Source organism: Psychrosphaera sp. B3R10 (assembly GCF_018861025.1).
In the GTDB taxonomy this organism is placed as follows: domain Bacteria; phylum Pseudomonadota; class Gammaproteobacteria; order Enterobacterales; family Alteromonadaceae; genus Psychrosphaera; species Psychrosphaera algicola.
In genome coordinates, this window is sequence record NZ_JAHKQH010000005.1 from 31,895 (window position 1) to 57,785 (window position 25,891).

General features: G+C 40.5%; 18 protein-coding genes. 5 read left to right on the forward strand and 13 right to left on the reverse strand.

What is annotated here, in order from left to right; translation table 11 throughout:
- Window positions 1-14: 14 nt before the first annotated feature.
- The gene (locus KO525_RS00895) at window positions 15-3,161 is read right to left on the reverse strand and encodes an efflux RND transporter permease subunit (protein ID WP_215961911.1); all 3,147 of its coding nucleotides are present in this window, start codon (window positions 3,159-3,161) and stop codon (window positions 15-17) included.
- 9 nt (window positions 3,162-3,170) lie between these two features.
- Window positions 3,171-4,376 carry an efflux RND transporter periplasmic adaptor subunit gene (locus tag KO525_RS00900; RefSeq protein WP_215961912.1) on the reverse strand — a complete coding sequence of 402 codons (1,206 nt, stop codon included), beginning with the start codon at window positions 4,374-4,376 and terminating at the stop codon, window positions 3,171-3,173.
- Window positions 4,377-4,630: 254 nt separating this feature from the next.
- On the opposite strand from KO525_RS00900, the gene KO525_RS00905 reads away from it, so the two are divergent.
- Complete coding sequence (locus KO525_RS00905; RefSeq protein ID WP_252736858.1) at window positions 4,631-6,451, forward strand: DEAD/DEAH box helicase; 1,821 nt, start codon at window positions 4,631-4,633, stop codon at window positions 6,449-6,451.
- A 41-nt stretch (window positions 6,452-6,492) separates the two neighbouring features.
- On the opposite strand, the gene KO525_RS00910 is transcribed toward KO525_RS00905, so the two are convergent.
- The 4 genes from KO525_RS00910 to KO525_RS00925 form a co-directional block, all read right to left on the reverse strand.
- Entirely contained in the window at window positions 6,493-7,005 is a 513-nt protein-coding gene (locus tag KO525_RS00910; RefSeq protein ID WP_215961914.1) for a hypothetical protein, read from the reverse strand.
- 116 nt (window positions 7,006-7,121) lie between these two features.
- Window positions 7,122-8,537, reverse strand: a complete 1,416-nt coding sequence (locus KO525_RS00915; protein ID WP_215961915.1) for a DUF945 family protein — start codon at window positions 8,535-8,537, stop codon at window positions 7,122-7,124.
- Between the two features lie 135 nt (window positions 8,538-8,672).
- Window positions 8,673-9,374, reverse strand: coding sequence for a hypothetical protein (locus tag KO525_RS00920; protein WP_215961916.1), 702 nt, complete (start codon window positions 9,372-9,374; stop codon window positions 8,673-8,675).
- A gap of 223 nt (window positions 9,375-9,597) precedes the next feature.
- Window positions 9,598-11,193: an ABC-F family ATPase gene (locus tag KO525_RS00925; RefSeq protein ID WP_215961917.1), complete on the reverse strand. Its 1,596-nt coding sequence runs from the start codon at window positions 11,191-11,193 to the stop codon at window positions 9,598-9,600.
- A gap of 188 nt (window positions 11,194-11,381) precedes the next feature.
- On the opposite strand from KO525_RS00925, the gene KO525_RS19915 reads away from it, so the two are divergent.
- The 4 genes from KO525_RS19915 (at window position 11,382) to KO525_RS00945 (ending at window position 18,154) form a co-directional block, all read left to right on the forward strand.
- Window positions 11,382-12,623 (forward strand): transglycosylase SLT domain-containing protein, encoded by a 1,242-nt coding sequence (locus KO525_RS19915; protein ID WP_215961918.1) that lies wholly within the window; start codon window positions 11,382-11,384, stop codon window positions 12,621-12,623.
- Between the two features lie 370 nt (window positions 12,624-12,993).
- Window positions 12,994-13,938, forward strand: coding sequence for an efflux RND transporter periplasmic adaptor subunit (locus KO525_RS00935; RefSeq protein WP_215961919.1), 945 nt, complete (start codon window positions 12,994-12,996; stop codon window positions 13,936-13,938).
- A gap of 14 nt (window positions 13,939-13,952) precedes the next feature.
- The gene (locus tag KO525_RS00940; RefSeq protein WP_215961920.1) at window positions 13,953-17,018 is read left to right on the forward strand and encodes an efflux RND transporter permease subunit; all 3,066 of its coding nucleotides are present in this window, start codon (window positions 13,953-13,955) and stop codon (window positions 17,016-17,018) included.
- Window positions 17,018-18,154 (forward strand): XrtA/PEP-CTERM system-associated ATPase, encoded by a 1,137-nt coding sequence (locus tag KO525_RS00945; protein WP_215961921.1) that lies wholly within the window; start codon window positions 17,018-17,020, stop codon window positions 18,152-18,154. Before KO525_RS00940 ends, KO525_RS00945 begins: the two co-directional genes overlap by 1 nt.
- Before the next feature lie 248 nt (window positions 18,155-18,402).
- Here the strand turns inward: KO525_RS00945 and prsR are convergent, their stop codons facing one another.
- The 7 genes from prsR to KO525_RS00980 all read right to left on the reverse strand — a co-directional run bounded on the left by prsR (window position 18,403) and on the right by KO525_RS00980 (window position 25,633).
- Window positions 18,403-19,758, reverse strand: a complete 1,356-nt coding sequence (prsR, locus tag KO525_RS00950) for a PEP-CTERM-box response regulator transcription factor (RefSeq protein ID WP_215961922.1) — start codon at window positions 19,756-19,758, stop codon at window positions 18,403-18,405.
- Window positions 19,758-21,800 carry an XrtA/PEP-CTERM system histidine kinase PrsK gene (gene prsK / locus KO525_RS00955; RefSeq protein WP_215961923.1) on the reverse strand — a complete coding sequence of 681 codons (2,043 nt, stop codon included), beginning with the start codon at window positions 21,798-21,800 and terminating at the stop codon, window positions 19,758-19,760. The genes prsR and prsK overlap by 1 nt, the downstream gene beginning before the upstream one ends.
- Before the next feature lie 150 nt (window positions 21,801-21,950).
- On the reverse strand, window positions 21,951-22,715 hold the full coding sequence (locus KO525_RS00960; protein ID WP_215961924.1) for a serine protease: 765 nt from the start codon (window positions 22,713-22,715) through the stop codon (window positions 21,951-21,953).
- Entirely contained in the window at window positions 22,712-23,827 is a 1,116-nt protein-coding gene (locus KO525_RS00965) for a nucleotidyltransferase family protein (protein ID WP_215961925.1), read from the reverse strand. Before KO525_RS00965 ends, KO525_RS00960 begins: the two co-directional genes overlap by 4 nt.
- Window positions 23,817-24,689 carry an HprK-related kinase A gene (locus KO525_RS00970; protein WP_215961926.1) on the reverse strand — a complete coding sequence of 291 codons (873 nt, stop codon included), beginning with the start codon at window positions 24,687-24,689 and terminating at the stop codon, window positions 23,817-23,819. Before KO525_RS00970 ends, KO525_RS00965 begins: the two co-directional genes overlap by 11 nt.
- Before the next feature lie 9 nt (window positions 24,690-24,698).
- Window positions 24,699-24,890 (reverse strand): hypothetical protein, encoded by a 192-nt coding sequence (locus KO525_RS00975; protein WP_215961927.1) that lies wholly within the window; start codon window positions 24,888-24,890, stop codon window positions 24,699-24,701.
- An 8-nt stretch (window positions 24,891-24,898) separates the two neighbouring features.
- Window positions 24,899-25,633, reverse strand: coding sequence for a hypothetical protein (locus KO525_RS00980; RefSeq protein WP_215961928.1), 735 nt, complete (start codon window positions 25,631-25,633; stop codon window positions 24,899-24,901).
- Window positions 25,634-25,891 lie beyond the last annotated feature (258 nt).

Sequence of the window (25,891 nt, forward strand, 5' to 3'; positions counted from 1 at the left end):
TATTAAACCTGGAGTTATGGATCAGAAGCTAAGTCGTCTGATTTAACCTTAGGTTCTTTGCTATAAAGCTTTTTTAAGGCTCTATATGGTTTTCGGCTGTCTTCCAAAATAAGGTACAAACAAGGTACCAAAATTAAAGTGATCACCGTAGCAAATAACACGGCAAAGCCAAGTGCTACCGCCATTGGGATAACAAATCGAGCTTGTAAGCTGGTTTCAAACATAATCGGCAATACACCTACAAACGTAGTAATCGACGTTAATGTAATCGCCCTAAAACGAACACAACCAGCATCAATGACAGACCGCGTTATTGAATGACCTTCTTTACGCATTTGGTTTACGTAGTCGGTCATAACGAGGCTGTCATTTATCACCACCCCGGCGGCGGCAATGAGTCCAAACGTCGACATCATACTTAGGTCGATGCCAAAGAAATAATGGCCCCAAATCGCACCGGTTAAACCAAATGGTATAACCGACATTATGATTATAGGTTGGCTGTAACTCTTCAGTGGTACGGCGAGCAACACATAGACCAGCATCATACCAGCTAGGAAGAACATAATTTGTTCGTTCTGCTGTGATTGTTCTTCTTCAATCGAACCACCCAATTCGGTTTGCACCGATGGGAATAAGACTTTTAAATCAGGTAATAATGTTTCTCTGACTTTTTCAACAACTTCATTTGGCTCAACGGTTTCTTCGTCGATAGAACCCCAAATGTATACACTGCGGAAGCCGTTTTCACGTCGAATATAGCTGATACCAGGTTTTTCAATTAACTCAACCACATCGCCTAACATGACTTCTTGGCCGCCAGGAGTTGTCACGACAGCGTATTTTAAGTCAGCAAAACGTTCGCGTGTTAACTGAGGATATCTAACCATGACTCGGATTTCTTCGCCGCCACGGATAACACGTTGTGCTTCACCACCGTAGAAACTCGCGCCCATTTGTGACGCAATCGTCTGCAGATCTAATCCTAAGTCATACGCGACAGGTTTGAGCGACATTTGAATTTCTTTACTCGCAGGGTCAATGGTTGAACTGACATCAAACAGCCCATTTTCCTGCTGTAACATAGAAATAAATTTCAAACCTGCTGCATTTAAGGTGTCAATATCAGAACCATATAGTAAGTAACCAAAGTCACCGTCGCCATTGCCTTGGCTATTGACGTCGTCACGTACGGTCATCGACTTCATGCCAGGTAAACGAGGTAACGCTTCGCGCCATCTACGGGCAAGTTCAAAGGTATCAAATGGGCGTAATTCTTCGTCAACCAATGGCACAACGATACGACCTTGAGTTCGTCCTTGGTTAAAGGCCAAAATATCTCGAACCATACCAGTACCGTATTGTTCTACAGTCTCTCGTTCGATTCGCATGATGACTTGTTCAATGAGCTGTAATGTTTCGATTGTTTGAATGTCAGAAACATTGTCGTTCATTTCAATTTGAACATCAGGGAAGTCATGTGGCACTTTAGGAGTTGGTACCATACGAACATGGTTAGCCGTTATTAGTCCAAAACTCACAAAGAACAAGGCGATAAAGGTCATGAATACTGTCCAACGCCATTCAACACATTTGGTTAAAAAGCTGCGGTATGGGCCATATACAAAGCCAAAGAACTTCTTGTTGAACTTAGAACGCCAGCCGTTTTCTTTTATCGGTGGGAATTTAGTATGCGCAATATGCGAAGGTAAAATGAGTTTTGATTCTATTAAACTAAAGACCAAACACAAAACAACAACAACTGAAATATTATAGAAAAACGCGCCTTGAGGGCCGCTTGAACCTAAAAATGGTGCAAATACCGCGATTGTGGTTAAAACACCAAATGTGGCCGGTGTTGCAACACGCTGTGCACCGCGGACAACATTATCGACACCGCCACCTTTTTTCTCAATCTCAGAGTACGCACTTTCGCCTATTACGATGGCATCGTCGACCACTATCCCGAGTACCATGATAAAGGCAAACAAAGACAGGATATTAATTGTTACACCAAACATCGGCATTAGAAAAACAGCCCCGAGGAAACACAATGGCAAGCCAATCATTACCCAGGCAGCAAGTCTAAAGCGGAGGAAGATAGTTAACATTAAAGCAACTAAAATCGAACCTTGTAAAAGGTTTTTCAGCATCATATCTAAACGTGCATTGAGATAGTAAGTCATGTCGACTAGGATTTTAATTTCCATACCATCGGGTAACGTTTTGTTGCGCATTTCAATAAAGTCTTTTACAGACTTGGCAACCGGTATCATGCTTTGATCTTTAGTCGCGTTTACAGCGATGTAAATCGAGTTTTGGCCTGAGTATTTGTTATAACGTTCGCCTTCAGTAAAGCCATCTTTGATAACGGCCACATCACGTAGTAAAACTTTATCACCATTTTTACCAACCTTAACGGGGATAAGTCTAAACTCTTCACCACTATAATATTGGTTTTCAATACGGACTGAAACTATGCCACTGTCAGTGCGTAACTGACCTGCAGAGTAGTTTGCAGAATGCCTGCTTATCGCACGTGAAATATCAGTTAGGGTCAGATTGTATTTACGTAACTCTTCTGGTTTAACTTCAATTGCGATTTCTTCATCAGGCGCAGCGACATTAACTAACGAGACGTTATTCAACTGCAATAACTCGTCTTCAAGTCGTTTGGCCATTGGTTTGAGTTCAGACAGTGGGTAATCACCTACAATCGATAACTCTATAACTTGTTGGTTAAACTCAATTTGTCGAATATTGACCGGCTCCATCGCCGCAGGAAATGTCGCTATACTGTCAACGCGCATTTTTACTTTATCGAGGGTTTCAGCAAGGTCTTTATCAGGGTGTATTTCTAACGTCATTTGGCCAGAGTTACGGAACGCTCGTGACCACATTTTTTTAATTTCGGTGACGTCTTTAAGAGACTCTTCTACCTTAATTAAAATACTTTCTTCTATTTCTTGAGGGGATGCACCACGATACGCGGCACTAATTTCAATGTAGTTGATTTCAATATTTGGAAACATCTGACGCTGTATAGTGAAATAACTCACAATGCCCATGAACAAAATAAAGATCATCATTAAGTTTGCCGCAACTGGATTGTGGGCAAAATAAGCTATTATCCCTGTGGGTTTAGTACTTGTGTCACTCATAATATTGCCTTATCCATTCGTCACGTTTTGTGCAGCAGCTGGGGAAACAACTTGAGACTCATCTGATTTTTTATCTTTTTCCATGGCTTCAGTTCCTGCAACACGTACTTCCATACCAACTTGAGGATATTCTGGCACCGTGGTGACAATTTTGTCATTTTCGTTTAAGCCCGAACCAATTAAGTAGATCTCGCCTTCTTCTCTGACCACTTCAACCTTGTTAACACGAAGTTTATTGTCTTCGTCAATAATCCAAACTTTACGGTTGCTGACTAAATCTTGAGATAAACGGAAAACGTTGTTTAAAGGAGCGCCGTCAAAACTAACTTGAACATAGCTGCCAAACATAACTTTAGGCTGGTCGCTTTTTAGGCTGTATGGATCGTTAATTTCAACGACTAAGTGACTCATACGAGTGTCTGAATCTATGCGACCAGAGTCTCTTGAAATCACCGCTTGGCGTGTATATGAAAAGTTGCCTTCGGTACTAATTTGAGCAGATTTACCAGCTAACTGCGTTGGTAAAAACGAACGGTCGAAGCCGGCAATCGGAAACGAGACTTCGGCTTTTTCGATATTGTAAATTTCGCCAATGGACATACCCGGAGAAGCATATTGGCCTCGGCCAATGGTGCGGTTAATCACTAACGCGTCATAAGGGGCGACCACTTTTGTATTGTTTAAGTCGTTTTGCGCAGCTTTAACCGAGGCTTGTGCTGACTTAACATCGGCCATTGCACTCATCAATTGTGGTTTACGCAAATATAGGTCAGTAACTTTGGCATCAGGTAAAGTTTTAGCTTCAATTTTGGCAACGTCCGCACGACCTTGTTCTTCAACAAGCTTGGAATTGGCGGCTGACAAGCTTGATTCGGCTCTTAATAGAGCGGCTTGATAAGGCACAGGGTCAATTTCAACTAACACTTCGCCACTTTTAACCAAACCACCGGCAACAAAGTTAGGGTGCCATTTTAAAATTTCGCCGGCGACTTGCGCTGACAACATGGTTTTTTCAACAGGAGTCACTGCACCATGTCCAACAATTTTAACTTGATGGGATTCTGAGTTAACGGCTCGAACACTGACAATAGGTCGAGTATCTACTTTCTCTTTATCTTTTTCTTTGTGACCAGATTGACCAACAACTTGACCTAAGCCAATACCAACGCCTAGTACAACTAGAGGTAAGGCAATCTTTAACCATGTTTTACTCATTTTGAAATCCCTGTTACAAATTATAATTTTGGCGATTTTTACATTGATGCCGTATCTTATCGTATTTTCACAATGAAGAAAGCTACTATAAGTGTAAGAAATTGTTTATTCCGGATATTTTTACGCTGCTTTATATAAATAATTGGAAATAGACCGATACAGTTTTTGTCTTTGGCCTAGCCAACTTACAAAATATATAAGATTTAGTTTACGAGTGAGATACAATAATAGACCACTTTTATTAAAAAAATTGTTTGATGTATACATTACGTCCTTATCAACAAGATGCGGTTAACGCAACGCTCAAACACTTTAGGCAAACCAATGAACCCGCGGTCATTGTATTGCCTACTGGTGCCGGAAAAAGCTTAGTTATTGCTGAACTTGCTCGTTTAGCGCGACGTAAAATCCTTGTGCTGACCCATGTTAAAGAACTGGTCGAGCAGAATGTAGAAAAGTTTCGCAGCTATGGCGATCAACAAGGCGTTAAAGCTGGGGTATTTTCAGCGGGCTTAAATACCAAACAAACCGACTTCCAAGTGACGTTTGCCAGTGTGCAATCCGTCGTTCGAAATTTACCCCTGTTCGCTACAAGTTATTCGTTAGTTATTATTGACGAATGCCACAGAGTAAGTGAATTAACTGAAGGTGAAAATAGCAGCCAGTACGGAGAGATCATCAAACAGCTTGCTGGCTACAATCCAGACATTAAGGTACTTGGTTTAACCGCGACTCCATATCGAATGGGGTTAGGCTGGATTTATCAATATCATTACCACGGTATAAAACGCAGTGCGACCCCGACTCCTTTTAAATCTTGTATATATGAGCTACCGCTAACCTACATGATCAAACATGGCTTTTTGACACCACCTAAATTGGTCGATGCCCCCGTAGCACAATACGATTTTTCCGCGTTAAACAGCACAGCTAACGGCAATTTCAACGAGGCGGAAGTTAATGCCTTGTTGGTTAAATACCCAAGAGTCACTCAGGCAATTATTGAGCAAGTGGAAGAGCTAGCGTCGAAACGACAAGGTGTAATGATATTTGCCGCGAGTGTAAAACATGCAAAAGAAATCTGTGGTTATTTGCCAGAACAATCCACTGCGTTGATCACAGGTGCAACAGACTTAGTGACTCGTGCTGTCTTAATTGCCAAGTTTAAAAATAAGACACTAAAATATTTAGTTAATGTGTCCGTGTTGACCACGGGCTTTGATGCGCCGCATGTCGATTTAATCGCGATACTTAGACCAACAGAATCGGTGAGTTTGTATCAACAAATTGTGGGCCGCGGCTTGCGTTTATGTGACAACAAAAAAGACTGTTTGGTAATCGACTATGCGGGCAACGGCATCAATATTTTCTATCCAGAAGTTGGCCAAAAAAAGCCGAACTCTAGTTCAGAGGTTGTTCAAGTATTTTGCCCAAGTTGTGGTTTTGCCAATACTTTTTGGGGGCAAAAAGACCAAGAAGGAAAGGTGATAGAACACTATGGTCGTAAGTGTCAGGGATTTTTACAGCATGATTACGAAGACGATGAAACCGCTGAAAATAGCAATCAGGCCATTGAGCGCATCGATTGCGATTACCGCTTTCGATTTAAGGAATGCGAACATTGCAACGCGGAAAATGACATCGCCGCTCGGGTTTGCCATCAATGCCAAAAAGACATTGTCGACCCAGACGACAAATTAAAAGCAGCACTCAAATTAAAAAATGCCATGGTAATTCGTTGCGCCGGAATGATGTTTGAATTTCAAAAAGAGAGTGAACGCGACAGCCAAAAAGTCAAAATTCGATACTTTGATGAAGACGGCCTAGAGTTGACTGAAACTTTTGATTTTAGTAACGACAAAGCGAAATATAAATTTAACCGCCTTTACGGACGACGTCTAAATAATTCGGCCGCGCCCCAGGATTTTAAAACCGCCGATGACGTTGAATCAAAACAAAACGGGTTTACGCCACCTGACTTTGTGGTCGCCAGAAAGCAAAAGCATTATTGGCAAATCGTAGAACGGATATTCGATTATGAAGGGCGATATCGAAAAGCCAACGAATTAGGCTAAACGGCCCGGGCTAATATTCAAAGTATTGTTTCTCGAATGACTTATTTTTCGGCGGGCGACTTTGTAAGAAACGAAATTAAATAGGCGTACGCATAAATGGCGCTAAATAAAATGCTTGGCGCTACTGTTAACCAAAGGTTAGGTGTTTGATTCACAACATTAACCGAAATAACTAAAACCGATTGCAGCATGATAGGCACGATAGGGGTAACCCAAATAAGGCGTCGTGGCTTTGTTGTCATTACGGCAAGGCTTTGTAATCCATGATGAAAACTGCCAAAAACCACTTTGTTTCGTTTGGTCAGTTTATGAAGGCTACAAATAAATGGTGTAACTAAGCTTAGAGAAAGAATGTGGCTGTGAAATTTAGCTGCAATATTCTCTAAGATAAACGTAAATACCAAAGTAACTAAACCACTGTAAAGGCCTTGCACCAAGGCGCTTCGAATTGTGTCATTTAACGCTATCGTAGGCGATAGATTGGCCCAATACGCCCATGACGCATAAAATGTAAATGCGATGAGTGAAGACACTAATAGTCGTTTTAGATTCAAGAGTTACCTACAAATTTGAATGTTGACGTTTGAAGTGCTCCACCAAAGGTGGAGCTATTTCAAACATAATCAACGCGGTTAGAGCCGTGCTAAATAACTCACTACGACGAGTAAAATTATAGCGGTAATGGTATATCGTTACCATTTAGCTTAGCGGCACGTTCGGCAATTGAAAAGTCTACCGTATATTCGTCAGTTGCTTCGTTTGGCACTATCATGCCTTGAGACTCTAACATTGCGATATACTGAGGCGTTTGTTGAACCGTGATCTGATCAATTTCTTCCGGCGTTGCATCAGCGAGTTGCGGATTGTTAACCAGTTGACCTCGAATAAACTTTGCAACAGCTACAGTAAACAAAGGTCTAGAAATTTGAACTTGACTAGACGCATTTACATGGCTTAACCAGAAATTTGGATCTTTAATTGTTGCGGGGGCCGTTTCGACATTTTCAATTTTGGCGTTTAGCACAGCGTTGAAGTGACCTTCCGGCAGTTTACCTTTAAAGCGAGTGATATTAAATTCTGGTTCTGGGCCTAAAATAGTAAGTAAATTGCTTTCTAAAAATGTCACCATTTTCTCAACCTGCTGTTCTGGATGTTCGACAGGCGCTGGCTCGGAAAAGATTTTAGCTAATTCCATATACATATTCTTATCGAGTTTGTTTACTTCTAAAGCGATTTCAAATTCTTCGCCAAAATACTCACCAAAACTAAAACGACCAAGCTTATAGATTTGGTCACTACGCACTAGGTTTGTTGCGTCATCCAGTTCTGAATTTACCAAAATAGACATGTGGTCTAGGGTCAAAACATCAGGAGAGGTTTCATTTTTAACTTCAATTTGATTAACCGACACCGTCATCTCATATTGAGGTATTTGGTCGTAATTAAACATTGATGCCAAATCACCTTTAATTACAGAATCAAATACTAACTGTTGCAGAGTCATGTTTACTTCAGGAGACGTAACGTCTATCGCCGGTAATTCGCCGGTATAAATGAGGTGACCGTCAAGTGTATGTGCATTACCCGCATAAGATTTAACGTCAAATTTTATATTGTCGTCACTGGTAAACTGGAACTTCTCTGACTTGTCTTGATAGGACAGATCGCCGCTGAGGTCAATTTGTGCATGTATTTGGTAAAGCGGTTTAGCATGATCCCAAGTTACACTCGACTTTAAATTTTCAGCGCGGTAATTAACTTCGATGTTTGCTAACTTGCTACCCGAGGTCAAAACGGGCGCGTGGTCTATGTTAAAATCCAGCTCAATTTCAATATCGTCCATTGGCGCTTTGTCAGGTGAACTAGGTGGCATGACTTTGTCTAATTCTAAAGTCACTAAAATTACACCTGACGTAGAAAACCAGCCTGAATCCATTGACTTTATTTCAGCGTTGTAAATAGGCATTTCGGTAACATTTTGAACTAAGCCGGTTATCGTTTCAGCGATATTCAAAGAGATTATTTTAGGCGCAGCAACGACGGCAGAAGCAGCAACAATGGCGCCGCCAACAAGGAGTTTATTCATCAGAATTCCTTTTCATTAAGGTAAGTTAGCGCAGAATAATATGTTATTTTCCCGTCAAATCCCAGCTTATTGGTCACCTAGCGAATGATAAATCCTTTACTAACCTATAAGTGGTAAAACCCAATAGAAGTCTTATTACTTTAAACCAAACTTTTTGAGGCTATGATTAAGTATTTGTTGGGTTTTATCTGCTGAGCGTGGACAGGGGGTTGGTACCCATACCAAATCGCGCCATTGGTCGGTTTCAATACTAAAACATATTGAATTAAATTTAACCTGCAAGGCGCCATGTGTCGCAACCCCAATGACCTTTATGCCACTGCCTTTAGCAGCAAAACGCAGGCTATCCATGTCTGGTCTCCTTATTTTCGACGTATTCGCTCCTGTAGACTGTATTGAATCTATTGTTGGTTGAGGGGTTTGGGTTTGAATATAATTTTTGGTCGATTCTAATATGGAATGTAATGACGGATTGCTTAGCTGGTTTTCGCTGGATGGCATTTTGATAGACGAATTCGGATTTGGCGTAACTTTCGAGACAAGCGTGTTTTCTTTTGTTTCGGTAAGTGTTTTTTCAGCGGTAGACTCTTCTGCACCGGTTATTTCTGTTGGTAATTCGCTATTTTCCTCGGAGGCTTGAGTTGGCGTTAATGGACTTGTTGCAATTGCCGTTGCAGTAGATGTTACATTGGGTGATGAAACTGGATCTTTTGGTTTTTCAGGTAATTGAACTAAATAAGAGGATATTGCCAGTTTCGGTTTTGGCGGTGTGCTTGAGTTTAATATAGAGCTAGATTTAGTGTCGAACAGAAAGGCGCTTATCGCTACGATTCCCACGTGCAATAGGGCTGAGTACAGTAGATATTTTTTCCAACTAGAAATAATGCAACCTCATAATATGACATGAGGTAAGACGTTATTAAACTTTGTTAGTTCAATATAAAGTAAATTGAGGCTTGTATCAGGTGCAACTGCGTGGCGAGGTTTGTGGAGGTGAGAAACTCAGTTGAACGCTATCGACCAGCATTCAACTGAGGTATCACCTAAGGGATATCGATACTTACGCATCAACCCCTTTTGATTGTAAATACTCGTCGTAAGTACCGCTAAAGTCGACGATTTCATCAGATTTGATTTCAATGATACGGGTTGCAATTGAAGATACAAATTGACGGTCATGACTGACAAAAATCAAAGTGCCTTCATATTGCTCAAGAGCCATTTGCAATGACTCAATCGATTCCATATCCATGTGATTAGTTGGTTCATCCATTAACAAAATGTTTGGTGTCGACATCATTATTTTACCAAACAACATTCGACCTTGTTCACCACCAGATAGCACGGTTACCGACTTTTTAATGTCGTCTGATGAGAACAGCATACGGCCTAAGAAACTACGGATCGACTGCTCATCGTCATCTGGACGACGCCATTGGCTCATCCAATCAAATAAGTTTAAATCTTGTTCAAAATCTGCCGCGTGGTCCTGGGCGTAGTAACCCATCTTGTGATTTTCAGACCACTTAATAAAACCGCTGTCCGGCGTAAGTTCGCCTTGTAAACAGCGTAATAAGGTTGTTTTACCGACGCCATTTTCACCAATGATCGCAATACGTTCGCCTACTTCCGCCATTAGGTTTAACCCTTTAAATAACGGGCCTTCGTCAAAACCTTTAGATACGTCTTCGATTTCCAAAGCGGTTCTATAAAGTTTCTTCTCCTGCTCGAAACGAATAAATGGATTGACGCGACTCGACGCTTTCACGTCTTCGAGTTTAATTTTTTCCATTTGCTTCTGTCTCGACGTTGCTTGGCGAGCTTTAGAGGCGTTGGCAGAGAAACGAGCAACAAACTGCTTTAAGTCATCAATTTGAGCTTTTTTCTTTGCGTTGTCGTTTAACATACGCGCTCTGGCTTGAGTTGCGGCCAACATGTATTCGTCGTAATTACCTGGGTAAATACGCAACTCACCGTAATCTAAGTCGGCCATGTGAGTACAAACTGAGTTTAAAAAGTGACGGTCATGCGAAATGATGATCATCGTTGAATTACGTTGGTTAAGAATGTCTTCTAACCAGCGAATTGTATCGATGTCCAAGTTATTGGTCGGTTCGTCTAACATCAAGAAATCAGGTTCTGAGAATAGCGCTTGAGCCAATAACACACGAAGCTTCCAACCCGGAGCAACTTCGCTCATCAGGCCATAATGTAAATCAGTTGAGATACCCAGACCTAACAGCAATTCACCTGCTGAAGATTCAGCTTCATAACCACCCATTTCAGCAAACTCAGATTCTAAGTCCGCTACTTTCATGCCATCTTCTTCAGACATTTCAGGAAGGCTATAAATACGGTCGCGTTCTTGTTTGATGTTCCAAAGCTCTTCGTGACCCATGATGACAGTGTCTAACACTGTGCATTCTTCAAACGCAAATTGGTCTTGACGTAAAATGCCCAGTCGCTCACCTTCGCCATAACTTACGTTACCAGAGGAAGGCGTAAGATCGCCGGTCAAAATTTTCATAAATGTGGATTTACCACAACCGTTCGCGCCTATTAGGCCGTAGCGATTGCCGTTACCAAACTTTACGGAAATATTTTCAAATAATGGCTTAGCGCCGAACTGCATAGTGACATTTGCGGTGGTGATCACAGGCTGGTTTCTCGTGTCGATAAAATTTGGCGGAATTTAACCAGAAATAGGCCAAAAATGCCAGTTAAACCGTGATTATTGGACACTTAAAATGTGTTTTTAAGATTAAATTTCAGTTCTCAAAAGTACGACTATAATGACTATTTAGAAATGAAAATTTACTGGCAACCTGTAAAAGGAATTTTGTAGTGAAAAAGATATTAACAACAACATGTTGCATTATTTTGAGTTGGCAGGTGTACGGTGTAATTGTTGATGACAAAACCAAAACGGCGGCTCTGGCACATAAAGCAGAACAAGAAGCACAGTTAGCAAAATTTAAACTCGACAATCAGTTAGCGTTTAAATCTTACCGTGATGCATTTAGAGATGGCTTAGCCGAATATAAAGGTCGCGTGGAGCAAGTGTGGGGTTATGCCGACGTAAGTACTAATTCTAAATGGGTTCATTATTCCGATGACCTATCGGAAAAGCTGGTGATCGATTACGAAAACAATGCCATCGGTCTACAACGATCTGCAAATCAGTCACTCCCAGAAACTAAACAATTTATTGAAGATGCTCTGAAACAAAAAATTGGTGACAAGTCAGTGGCTGAATCACTAGGTATCGATATTGTCGACATTGATCAAATAGCAGAGCAGTTGATCAGTGACGCGAATTTGGCCGCCAGTGCCGAGTTTATTCGGTCGAACATAGACGATTTGAAAAAAACTAAATCCCAACTGCAATTTCAATCTACTCAACTCAGTTTGCGAGAACAGAAAAAAGAACGTTCATACATTAAAGAAATTGATAAGGAGATTGCTAAGACCGAAAGCTTGTTACGATCTGGGAAAGCAGTTTCTAAAGATGTCATTGGTTCAAAAGTGTCTTTGCCAAATAAGCGAGTTGATCGGGCATTGCTATATAAAACGGATGTTAACAAGCAGGCAAAATATCACGGTCTGCCGGTATCTTTGATTTATGCCGTAATGGAAGTGGAGTCGAGTTTTAATCCGCGAGCACAATCACCCATACCAGCGTTTGGTTTAATGCAAATTGTACCGACCACGGCTGGATTGGACGTCAATCGTCACTTACGCAAAAGCTCAGAAGCACCGTCCGCTAATGAGCTTTACCAGCCACCCCAAAATGTGCTGTATGGCGCAACTTATTTGGCGATGTTATATCAAACCTATTTTAAAGATATTAAGAACCCGTTGAGTAAACACTATTGTGTTATAGCAGCCTATAATACAGGCATGGGAAATGTTTCGGCACTGTTTAGTCGCGATGGTACCAAAGACCTAAAAAAAGCCGCCAATGTTATTAACAAACTGTCAGCACAACAAGTACACGATAAGATTAAGTCTAGAGCACACCCAGAGACAAAGCGATACATAACTAAAGTCCTTGACGCACAACATTATTTTGAACAAAACATGTAGACACCGTTGTTGGTCATATGGCTGACAAAGAGCGATTGTAAGATAGTGTTATGCAAGTTGTTATCGTACAAGTGACGGGATAGATGTTATCCAAAGAAAGAATAATCCAGTTTTTAATTGGTTAGCGTATTCATTCTGCGGCAGTTGGATTTCTGAATTCGATGACAAAATGGTTCATATTATTGTTTTTATTATGCAGAATAGTATTTAACAGTAATCGCCATGAAAAAAATGTGCAAATTTAAGACAAAAAAGTGCATTGAAAAATGTAAACTTGTTGATTCAGCTGTATTGTAGAGATCGTTGGAAGGCGTAAACGCCAAAATATTGGATTGTCTAATGTGAAGTTAGACCTAAAAGGGGATAGAAATTGCGTGACCTCAAGAAATTAATCATTTTAGCAGCGTTGCTAATTACAGGGTTCGGCGTTTTTGCAAATGATAACGATGACTTACAACTGGAACCGTACGCTAAATCAGCAAAGCGGATCGGTAAGTTGGATTTTTACTTAACCTACCAATATTCCTTTAAATCCTCAGGTAACTTAAAGCATCTCAATGTCGATGTTGGCGAGCAGTTTAAAAAAGGGGATTTGCTGGCTTCGGTTGACACCGATGAATTAAATTCTGAACTTAACTCTTTATTGGCTGAAAAAGCATTTGTTAATGAAGAGGTCAAACGCCTACTGACATTAAGAAAGCAAAATGCCGTATCAGCAAGTGAATACGAACGAAACAAATCACAATCTTCGCAATTAAAAGCCGCCATTATTAGAGTGCGTCAGCTACTTGAAGCGGCCTCGATTGTCGCACCGTACGATGGAATTGTTATTTCAAGATTGTTAGAACTTGGGGAATTCGCAGCGCCAGGGCAAACCATATTGGAAATTGCGCCAATTAAAGACAATCTAGTTATCAATGTTGACGTGTTAGGTAGTGAATTGAGGTATTTAAATTATGGTGTCGAACTGCCCGTTAGTGCCAGAGATAAATCAAATTCGCAACTGGCTAAAGTAAAAAAACTGACATCAACACCTAATCAATTTACCGGCTTATATAACGTTAGTCTTGCGATCCAACCATATAAAAACATGGTCATTGGGACTCTATTTGATGTCGAACTTTCTGGCGAAAATCAGTTGGTTTTTCGCGTCCCTGCGCATCTGTTGAAAGTCGACTTTAATCAAACTGCCTTGATTAAAACTAAGTCAGATTCTGGCACTGTCAGTATGCAGCGATTTAATATTGTTGATTTCACTCAAGATTACGTTTTAGTAGAACCAAACGGATTAACAACTCTTTCAATTATTAAATAAATGGATTAAGCCACGTGCTGTTAAAACTTGCTCAATATTTTGCCAACAATATACGACTACTTAATCTAATTATTTTAATGATTTTGTTATTGGGGACATCTGCTTTAGTTTCGATGCCAAAAGCAGAAGACCCACAATTTGACATGCCTATTAACGTGGTGGAAGTGATGGCACCGGGCATGTCGCCTAATTCGTTAGAAAGTGAAGTTGTCGGTCCAATCGAGCAGTCTCTAGGTCTTGTCGAAGACATTAAAACGATTGAAACGGAAATTAAACAAGGTGCAGTTACATTTACAATTAAATTTTTGCACGGTACTGCAGCGCCCAAAAGTTTTGATGATGTTGTAAATGCAGTAAATCGAGTTCGTTCTGATTTTCCAGAAACCGTCCGCAATATAATATTTGTTAAAGCATCTCCTATTACTGTTAATGCCGTGCAATTAGCGGTTTCTTCGCCAACAAACGATTGGCAAATGTTGAAACGCACGTCACAAAATTTACAAAAACGATTACAAGCCATACCAATTGTAAGACAGGCTGAAGTCTGGGGACTACCGTCACTTGTTGTTTCTGTTAAAGCTGATACGGCAAAAATGCTGGAACACAATATTTCAATCGAAGATATAAGTCGTTCGCTCGCTGCAAATAGCCGAGCAGACCATGCGGGTTATATCGACAGCGATAATATGCGTTTTTCAATCAACCTGTCGGGTGAGTACACCAATTTTGAAGAACTAGCTGGCACGATTGTTAAGTCCGATGGCAATGGCCATGTGGTGTTATCAGACATTGCCGAGTTATCGTTAGCGCCTTTTAAACCAGACAATTTAAGTTACTTAAATCAACAACCTGTCGTATTTGTTACCGCCCAGCTCAAAATGGGTGAGAATATCTTTAATTTTGGTGAGTCAGTTCGTGCTGAAGTCTCTAAGTTTTTAGAAGCCTACCCAGAAGTTGACATTCAGACAACCTTTGACCAAGAATCCGGCGTTCAAAACCGCGTTAGTGGGTTTATGTTCGACTTGTTTTATGGCCTTCTACTAATACTTATTTGTTTGCTGTTTTTTATGGGACTCAAGCAATCTTTTTGGGTTTCACTGGCATTACCGCTGACAATATTTATTACTATTGTGATCATGAAAACCTTTGGTTTTGTACTACAACAAATGACCATCGCGGGACTAATTGTGTCACTGGGTTTGTTAGTCGACAACTCGCTTGTAGTGGTAGAGCAGTTTGCAAAATTAAAAGATCAGAGCCAATCTCGTTTGGACAAAATTAAACAAGTACTTTCAGAAGTCGGCATGCCGCTCGTCGCGGGCACACTAACTACAGTGTTTGCATTTTTACCTATGCTGCTTTTAAGCAGTGATACCGGCGACTTTATGCGAGCTTTGCCAGTTGCAGTTACCATAGCACTGGTTGCCTCTTTGTTTGTCGCACTCATTATCCTTCCTGCTTTGATTAGTGTATTTGGGGTGTCAAAACACTCTAAGTTAACCTTGTCTTATGTTCTTGATAAATTTGCCAATGGCCTATATTCAAGAGGGTTACATGGGGTACTAAAATTACCTATTGTCGCCATTGTAATATTTATAGCAATTGCTGCTGGCTGTATCAGTTTATTCCCTCAAGTGGGCGTGAGTTTATTCCCGAAAGCGGAAAAAAATATCATCGTAGTCAATGTCGAAACACCTCAGTTTTCTTCGCTAAGTCATACTCAAGGCGTTGCGTTGTCATTAAGCGAAGAGTTTGAAAAGTACCCTGACGTTACCGATGTCATGTTAACGGTCGGAAGCAGTAACCCAAGAATCTATTACAACCACATTCCTCGCAGAGGTGTGGTGAATTTTGCTCAAATCATGTTGTTAATTGACTCATATGAGCGAGAAAAAGTGCAGGGCGTAATTGCTAAAATTCGAACCGATTATGCAGATTTTGAAGCAGCGAAGGTCAATGTGTTTGAATTTCAACAGGGGCCTGTAACCGACAGACCTATTACCATTAGGTTCCTAGGTGACGATTTGGAACAATTAGCTGAACGCAGTCGCACGGTCGAAGCTTACTTAGAAAAGCAAAAGTTCGTGTTCGATATACGTAATATTTCAGCTAATGCGGGTTGGGCGTACGATGTTAGAGTTGATGAATATCTTGCAACAAAGTCGTCTATTTTTAGTGGTGATGTAGAGCAACAAGTTAGAAATCATTTAGATGGTGCTATCGTTGGCAACATGACCGATAGGTATGGCCAAGGTTATCCCATTGTCGTTAAGGGCAATGATATTGAACCAGAAGTGATAGACGATTTGTTAGTGGTAAACGCTCAAGGCATGGCCGTTCCATTAGGTGCGGTAGCGCGGGTTGAACTCAATAAGTTACAAGGACCATTTTACCATTACCAAAGAATGAGAATGAATAGCGTCTCAGCAGATGTATTACCGGGTGGAAATGTTGCCGAAATCACCGCTGGGCTTATCAGTTATCTTGATACCTTATCTTGGGATGATGGACTCTCTTATGTTGTCGGTGGTGAAGAAGAAGCCCGAAAAGAAAACTTCGGAGGACTGTCAGAAATCATGATACTTGTTGTGCTGTCTATATTTGTACTGTTGTTTGTGCAGTTTAATAGCTTTGCTCAGCCAGCGGTAATCATAAGTTTACTGCCAATCGCGTTTGCTGGTGGGGTCTTTGGTATGTTCATGACCGGTATCAGCTTTTCAATGATGGCATTTATTGGGTTAATAAGTTTAATCGGTATCATGGTCAACGACGCAATTATTGTGGTTGATGGCTTTAACCGAGGCATAAAAAATGGCCTATCGGCCAGGAACGCTATGGTGCAATCTGCGAGTAGTCGCTTCACACCAGTGATCTTAACGTCCTTAACAACTATAGTGGGCTTATTGCCTTTAACACTTTACGGTGGCGAGTTATGGCAACCAATGGGTACAGTTATCATTACTGGTCTATTGTTTACGACTCTGGCATCATTGGTTTGGGTTCCAGCATTGACCGTTTTAATATCAGGTCGAAATGCTAAAACACATAACGAAATTTCAAATAACGGAGTATCAGGTTAATGTACGAGGAGTATTTCGGGTTAAGTAAAAAACCATTTCAACTTACCCCTGATCCAGAGATTTTTTTCGCAAGTACTGGCCATCAAAAGGCGCTATCTTATCTGCAATATGGCTTGAGCCAAGGTGAGGGGTTCATTGTCATCACCGGTAATGTTGGTACAGGTAAAACGACCATCGCCAATCATTTGATCTCGCAATTAGAAGAAGAAAGTATCGTTGCTAAGCAGTTAGTAACCCCTAACTTATCGCCTGATGATCTAATAGTCGCTATCACTAAATTATTTCATTTACACCCAGAGGGCGACACAAAGGCGGCTCACATTGCTGAATTAACAGACTATATGCGTCGGTTAAATAGTTTAGGTCGTCGCTTGTTGTTGATCATCGACGAAGCGCAAAACTTACCGATTGAGTCAGTCGAAGAATTAAGAATGTTGTCTAATATTCAGGTGGATGGCAAAGCAATTATCCAAAGCTTCTTGCTAGGTCAAACTGAATTACAGGACATATTAAGCGCTCCTCAAATGGAGCAGTTTAGACAACGGGTTATCGCATCAGCAAGCCTGACGCCGTTATCTGAAGAAGAATTGTATAAATATATCGCCTATCGTATGCAAATGGCTGGCTGGGAAGGGCAACCACTATTTAGTGATGAAGCCGTCACTCGGATCCATGCATTCACAGAAGGTATTCCACGTAAAATAAACACTTTCTTAGATCGTGTTCTTCTTTATGCATTCATGGAAGAAAAGCGAAAAGTGGATATCGGCCTAATTGAAGAAGTGATTAAAGAAGTATCTGGGGAACTAAACCACCAAGACGATGGTAAAACTCAGAATATGGAAATCACCCAGACTGCAACGGGTACTAAGTTGAGTCGTGCAACGACGCAACCACAGAAGCAAGTTAATCAAGCACAGCAGCAAGCCATGAACTCTATAAAAGAGGAAGCGGTAAGCGACGCTGAAATGCAAGAAATTGCATTGGCTTATGAAGGTAATATGAAAACTGAGAAGTTGGAAACCTTGCTTGAGTCCGTTTTGATCATGAATAGACGTTCGGTGTTATTGCAGGGACAAATTTTAAAAGAACTGCGTAAAATGAACGAAAACGGCGGTAGTGACAAAGAAAGCTAATCTTGTTACGGGTATATAGCTTAAAATTAAAGTGAGGTTTTACCTCACTTTTTTTATGGACACTTTAAAGCGTATAAACTTGCCATTGGGGTGACTGGATAATTCTGAGGGCTAGTATTACTTCATTAAATGAAAAAAGGAGACATTGTCGTCTCCTTTATTTGTAACGAGTATCCCGTGCTGGAATGTGTTGTACGGTTTTACGCTATCAACGATAGGCCGTTTTCACACCAGCTGCGGATTGCCTGTTAATCAGGTTTGATGTCTTTGAGGTTATATTTTTCTATCAAAGAATATAGCGTTGGGCGTGTCACCCCAAGTAGCTCAGCGGTTCGCGATATGTTGTGTTTTGCCTGGGCAAATGCCATACGAATCGCCTTACCTTCTGCTTGTTCTCGAACGGCTTTTAAGTTGAGTTCCGTTATATCGTCTTCATCAGCTTCGTCGTAAAAGCCAAGGTCGTCAGCAGTAATCAGACTCGCATCAGAAATAATAACGGCGGATTTTAGTTTATTTTGTAATTCACGAATATTACCGGTCCATTCATGATTCAACATCGCTTTTATTGCGTCTTCAGAGAAGCCTCTGACGTTTTGCCCAAACTCTTTATTAAAGACATTCAAAAAGTGCTTCGCTAATACAACAACGTCGCCGCTTCGTTCGCGCAATGCCGGAAGTTCAATAGTAACTTCACCAACACGGTAGTATAAATCTTCACGGAATTTTTCTTGTTTGGCCATGTCCGGTAAATTTCTGTGCGTCGCACATATTACGCGAACATCAACACTTATCTCGCTGCGGCCGCCAACCCGTTCAATGACTCTTTCCTGAAGAAAACGAAGCATTTTAGCTTGCAGGTTTAAAGGCATGTCTCCTATCTCGTCAAGAAATAAGGTTCCACCATTGGCAAATTCTACTTTACCTTTTGTTTGTTTAGCCGCACCGGTAAAGGCACCTTTTTCATATCCAAATAGTTCACTTTCTAATAGGTTATCTGGAATAGAAGCACAGTTAATCGCAACAAATGGACCTCTAGCTCTTGGACTAGCGTCGTGAATAGCGCGGGCAAAAACCTCTTTACCCGTTCCACTTTCACCTAACAATAAAGTTGTGATGTCAGCTTTCGCAATACGCTCAGAAAGCTTACAGGCTTTTTGAATCGCTGGACTTGACCCTATGATAGTACCAAAAGGGTTTTCACCGAGTTGGAGGTTTCTGTTTTCAGCTTCTAAATCGGCCACATGGAAAGCTCTGCCAATGATGATGGCTAAGGTATCCATTTCAACAGGCTTTTGATAAAAGTCGTATGCGCCAAGCTCTATTGCTTTTAATGCATTGGCTTTGTCTGAGTTGCCGGTGACACAAATGACTTTTGTGTTTGGGGCCAAAGTCATTATTTCTGAAAGTGTTGCAAGGCCTTCACTGGCATTGGCAGGATCGGGTGGAAGTCCTAAATCTAAAGTCACGACTTTAGGTTCATGGCGACGTAGTAGGGAAATTGCGGTTTGGCGATCTTCAGCAAATACCAATTCATATCCTTCTAAGCCCCACTTAAGTTGCTTCTGAATTCCTAAGTCATCTTCTACTATCAGTAACTTTTCCACTAGTCTTCCTTTTTAGGTATCGTTATCTTGAACGTACTGCCTTTGCCAACTTGGCTTGAAACTGTCAATGTTCCGTTGAGTTCCTCGACATAACTTTTTGCTTCATACACTCCAACGCCCATCCCAGCGTTTCCTTTGGTTGTGACAAATGGCGTGAATAATTGATTATTCATGAATTCAGTCGTCATGCCAACGCCTGTATCAGTAATTGTTAAAATATAATTATTGTCGACCTGATCCAGAGTCATTTTGACTTGCCCATCATCCGACGTTGCCTGTTGTGCGTTTTCAATAAGGTGGCCAACGATAGAGTAAAGCCTATCATAATCTGCAAAAACTGAAATAGGTTCAGAAGGTAATACCATATCCACTTGCGGAAGATTTCGATTGAAATCGTCACGAAGTTTAGCCGCAAAAGCATTAAGCTCAAATCGGGTTTCGCTTCCGCGCGTTTGTTGTTTTTCTTTAAGTTGAGACAACATCCGATCCATACGTTCTTTGGTGTGACCTAACGTTTCGAATGTATCGTCGATAAATTCGGGGTTGTCTCGATGTTTTTCGGCGTTTTTCACTATCATGCCTATTTGCGCTATGACATTTTTTAAATCATGAACGACAAACGCAGACATCCTATTGAAGGCGGCAAATTTAGCATTTTCTTCCAATTTAAGACGCGCTTCACCAAATCGAATGTAACTGCCGATTTGAGAGCTAATAGTCGTCAGATAATCTCTAACTTCCCAATTAAGTGCCAGTTTTTCATTACCATAACTACTCAGTGCAAAAACACCATGAAACTCATCGTTAATAAAGATAGGGACAATAATTTCGACATCAAACATAATTAAATGATTAATAAAATAGCCTCTAAATTCCACGGCATATTCCGCTGCACCAAAATCGGACACGTCAACAAACCATCTATTTTCCGCTAACTTGGTGGACAAATGCAGCAACTCATTAGTGGCGTTTTGGTTTAACGAAAAAAGATCTTTTGTTTTAAGTTCAAGCTGGCCATTTGTTAATTTGTAATAGGCTCCATGTGTATAATTTAGTGACTTACACAGGCCTTTCAAACCCACTTCATAAAAGTCGTCATCTGAGTTTTCAGCGTCTAAAGTCATGGTTAGACCTAGCCATTGTTCACGATAATCAAATTGATTAGCGTAAAAATGCTTTTGGATAAAGATACGAAAATACTTGCGAACCGACTCAGATATAAATATATAGGCCAAAAGCAATAAAGCCCCGGCAACAAATACGATTTGCACTACGCCCGACCATGCTTGACCTGACCGTTGAATGAAGTAGCCAGTCAAGGACATTAATAACAAATAGCCACCGGCGAATACCAATAACGAACTTTGCAGAACAACATCTCTGGAAATAAAGATCCTCAAATTCCAATTATCGACTCGCTTAATGGTCAGTAAAATAAAAGGCACGATGAGCACGTAGATAAAGGGTCTTGCAGAAAGGTAAACCGGGTCCAAGGTATTTAGCAACAAAGCATTAGACATCATAATAAGGTGGTAAATATTTACGCTCGCCAATCCTAAAATGAACGGTCTATAACCCCAGCGATCGTTGTGGGCTGCGCGATATATTTGCTCAAGCAGGATCAATTGAATGATGGCGGTTAACAGGCTGGCACTAACTAACAATTTAAACTTCAGTTCAGGAGATAAACCTAAAAATGCAAAAGCCAAATTAAAGAGAATCGCCGCTACGATTACTGTGATGCTATATTTTTGTTTTAGAAAGCAAAAAAAGTTTTTTGTGGAAGTATCAAGCATCGCCAGTAACAACAAGGTCCATGTTGTCATAAATAGCGACTCTAATAAGGGCCAGACTAAAAATGGGTTGCGAGTTAGCATGGTCGCGGCAAAAAGTGATGCGGCTCCCCAGGCTGACGTACCTAAAAACGTAACCAGAAATACCGTTCTAAGAGTGCCTTTAGCCTTACTGGTAAATATGAGGGCAGAACTTGCAAGATAAAAGAAACAAACAAGAGCGAAACCAATATAAAGTACGATGTTCACCAGTAGTTTTCCAATTAAAAATATGAAGTTGTTAATATTGTCACAAAACGAATGCGAATAAAATTAACTAATCAATTGTGTCTTATTTAGTCATTTAAGTTGTCGACCAAATAAGACTTTTTCATCGTTAAAAGTCAGTATTTAGTACATTTATTGTGGTAAAAGTGCCCAAATGTAATCAGCTGGAATTGCATAGCTAATGCCGCTAGGGTCAGACAATACATGCTCTTTTGTGGATTTTACTTTTACACTATTTAAAATCGCGATGACCTTACCGGACTCACTATCAACCACAGGGCTACCGCTGTTTCCCGGATACGCAGTGGCATCAAGTTGGTAAACAAACAATGGATTACGCAACTGTTTAATGACTTCAATCGTTAGCTGACTGGCATTATTTTGAGGAATGGCCATAGGAACATAAGCCGCGACATACCCCGTATGAACAGATTTATACAAACCAAGTACCGAACCTATCGGTAAACCGGCGATAAATATCTCAGAACCCGCGGGAGAGGAATATTTAGGTGTTGCAAGGGGCAAAGTGGGTAAGTGAGCTCGAATTTTTAATATTGCGACATCCGAGCGTTCATCTTGAGCGATAAGTTCCGCTTTATAAAACAGGGCGTCTTTACCTTCCCCGACATGGATAGATATTTCAGATTTTGCGTCATCAAACCCTTTGCCGTTGACCACGTGATGATTAGTGGCAATAAAGGATTCATTATTGTTTGTTGTTTTAACAACAAAGCCTGTCCCTCTCAGTTGATAACGCGGCGCACCAAGTGGGTTGTATATGCCGACGCCAACAATAGATTGTTTCGCTGTTTTGATAAGTGTCAGTTTCTTTTGCATATCATGGGCAAAAGCTACTTGGCTTATAAGCAATAAAAACAATGCTAAATATTTAGTCATTTTTGGGTATCCTGATTTTTAACAAAGTAAGATTTTCCAGCAAATGTTTCTACCACTTCACGATAAGCTTTTGTAAAAATATGTGGAATAAGCACTTTCATCGGCATTTTTGCAGCATGCCCTCGAATGTAGGCAAGAAGCAATCCCAGCTTGTTTATTGGGCCTGTCACTAAAGGGTGTTTCGGCGCAAGAGCGCCATGGAACACAAGGTCCCAGTATGCATTTTTTATTAGTGAAGCATGCTTTTTACCGAGTTTGCGATAAGTACTCTCGCATACGGTTGTGTTAAATAGTTTTTTGCAGTAACGCAGCGCCAGATAAAGTTCAAGGCTGAAATTTGATTCTGTAGCTAAGCTGTAAATATCTGCCCAATACTCTGCTGAGTGATGTTCGCTGATCAATAAACTAATATCATGAATATTGCGTAAGCCATGGTCGTAGTCTTCATTTAAAAATAGATGAACCGCACTATGTAATGTCATTGCACTAGGGCGCAATACGTTCATATCAGCTACCGGAATGGCATCTTTGACAAATAATTCAATGTTCGGTGCTCTACCCGAAATTATAGGGACCAAGTTATGATGCAAGTCGATTACCGTACCGCGGCTTGAATGCATCAATGGTGGGATTTCATGGCTCCACTCTCGATAATATTTATCGTCATAATCATTAACTTCTTTGCCAGTCCAGCCATAGGTATTAAGGATTTTTTCAAAGCTGTCAATTTTGTCTTTTGCGGCTAATAAATCAATGTCGCCGTAGGTCCTACCTTCACTAGCAAGGTTGTTCATCACTGAATAGGCCGCACCCTTTAGCAAAATAAGTTGCTGACTAGACTGACCTAAAAGGCGAGCTAATTCGGCAATTTCAAACTTTACACTTTGGCTTTGGCGAATTGCTATTTTTATTGAGTTGCCTAAATGAACGTCGAGGTGTGCAGATATTTCATCGTCACTTAAAGCAATATTTTGTCGCTTAAAATTAATTGCAAAACGAGCGAGTAGTTGTTCTTTTCTCAAAACTTTAATGAGTATTTGCCAGTTAAGTTTAGACAAACTTGCGGCCTGAGCCGGATCATTAAGTAGCGAAATTATGTCTTTAGCTTTCAAAAAGAACCTCTTCATCTAAAAACTTCTCAACTTCTTTAACGTTGTTGTAAACGATTTCGTAGCAGTCTACTTTTTCGATTATTTGAATAATTGTTTCAAAACCTTCAACGCCCAATAAACTAAAGTTAAACGCATTTTCGGCTAGTTGCATAAAAGCTTGGGTTTTGGTCAGGGCGTAAACTTCCAGCTCGACATCTGGGTCATATCTTGGGAAGACCACTGATTTTATTTCAGCTCGTGTTTTACGTTGCTCCCAACTAAATTTCGATGGGCTAACATGTACTACATCGCCTTTATGGGTGTTCCCTGCAATTGTTGAAACGGCGACTTCCGGAAACCATTGTTGTACTAGTTGGCCTGATCTATTTTTTAAACAAATAGGTCGAACAAACGGAATCGCTTCAAGTGTCTCAGGGTCGATTAGAGCCATTTCATCAGAAAGTAAACGCCATGATGTTTGTCCCTGTAGATAAGCGGTTAAGGTACTTTTGCCGCTGCCAGGAGGCGCAGGGAAAAGTACGGCTTTGTTATTTTTGGCGACAATACCCGAGTGAATAATTAAGTAATTAAATATGTTACTCGCAATAACATAATTCATGCCCCATTCTAAGTTTGCATAGGCATGACCAATGGGCAAGCCTAAAAACGGTTCGAACTGGTCAAATTTAAAGGAACATTGAGGTTTAATATATTTCCGAACTAAGCCACTGTAATCAATAGAAACATCGTAGTCAGCCAAAGAATTATCATCAACTGACGTTAATAATTGAGGAGGGTATAACTTAGTTAGATTGTCGATTACTAGTGGGATTGTGGTTTGGATATTTAATTTAAATGGCGCCACTTCTAATTGAAAGTGCATTTAACTATCCTAAGTAGATTGAATAAATCGCTTTTCAAGTAACAAACTAACGATGTTATTAATCTCGTTAGTTTGGTTACTCAATAAAACATCAGTGGTGCATGCATACGCTAAAGACTCGCCTGTTTCAGTATGAAATAAAACACACCCAGACCCATCTGAAAAATCATGAGCCTCGACAAAGTCTGAAAAACTAAACATTAATCAACTTATACAGGATTTTGATCAATTAGCTGCGCAAGTGCACGACCTAATGCGCCAGCACCATTTATATTTCGCATATTAATTAAGTTATCTGCAAAATCGGCTATTGTTGCAAAAGGGCCACCATAGGCAGAAAGCACAGGATAGTTAATTCCATATTGGCCATGGTAAAGCGCGTTCAGATACATGGTTACCATTTGCGCATTTACATTGTCTGGTCCTGAAAAATCAAAATACGGGTAATCCTTACCATATTGATGTTCTTTACGGTATTTTCCTGTACACGTATTGTTAATACTTCTGTCAGTAATGAATGGCTTAGAATTGCTTCTATTGTTCAAATAAACGCCGCTGTCGCCTTCACTTTTAACGCAGTATTTTAACGTTGGGTGCCAATCAATGTAAGAGCCGTTAGAACTACGCTTAACAATAATATTGTTAAGGTTATCATCTACTGGATAGGCATTAAACGCATCTTTAAATGCTTTGTTTTTTTCACTGCTGTCAATATTGCTTAAGTGGGTTTTCCAATAGCCATGCGAACGTAAACACACAGCGTTACTTGAAGACCAGTCTGACGAACCACCAGAGGCGATTATTGAGCCGGCGATATTGCCACCAGTTGCCCAAACAGATTTTGCAGGTAATGATGCGATCAGAATTCCGGCTGAACTTTTTGTTAAAAACTTCCTTCTAGAAGAAACCTTTTTTTCTACTGGATTTTCATTGCTTGCTTTCATGACTTCAATACCTAATTTTGTTACAGCGCACGACCCCGCATTATAATCGGGCCTGCTTGATAAATAAACAGTTCTAATGGATTAATATAAGCAATTTACGAACCAAGATGCAACCCCTTGTATTTTAAGGGTATTTAAGGCCTCGCTTTTGCCGGTGTAAAATTAGCTGACACTAGTCAAAATGGTGCCGCAGGGCAAAAATACACTTATTTGTTTAGATTGCTCTAATTAGCCATAAAGCTATTTATTTAGTTCATT

Coding starts and splice junctions, on each gene's coding strand:
- KO525_RS00980 (WP_215961928.1), bottom strand. CDS start 25,633: ATGAAAGCAAGCAATGAAAATCCAGTAGAAAAAAAGGTTTCTTCTAGA.
- KO525_RS00915 (WP_215961915.1), bottom strand. CDS start 8,537: ATGAATAAACTCCTTGTTGGCGGCGCCATTGTTGCTGCTTCTGCCGTC.
- KO525_RS00945 (WP_215961921.1), top strand. CDS start 17,018: ATGTACGAGGAGTATTTCGGGTTAAGTAAAAAACCATTTCAACTTACC.
- KO525_RS00900 (WP_215961912.1), bottom strand. CDS start 4,376: ATGAGTAAAACATGGTTAAAGATTGCCTTACCTCTAGTTGTACTAGGC.
- KO525_RS00970 (WP_215961926.1), bottom strand. CDS start 24,689: ATGCACTTTCAATTAGAAGTGGCGCCATTTAAATTAAATATCCAAACC.
- KO525_RS00895 (WP_215961911.1), bottom strand. CDS start 3,161: ATGAGTGACACAAGTACTAAACCCACAGGGATAATAGCTTATTTTGCC.
- KO525_RS00975 (WP_215961927.1), bottom strand. CDS start 24,890: ATGTTTAGTTTTTCAGACTTTGTCGAGGCTCATGATTTTTCAGATGGG.
- KO525_RS00960 (WP_215961924.1), bottom strand. CDS start 22,715: ATGACTAAATATTTAGCATTGTTTTTATTGCTTATAAGCCAAGTAGCT.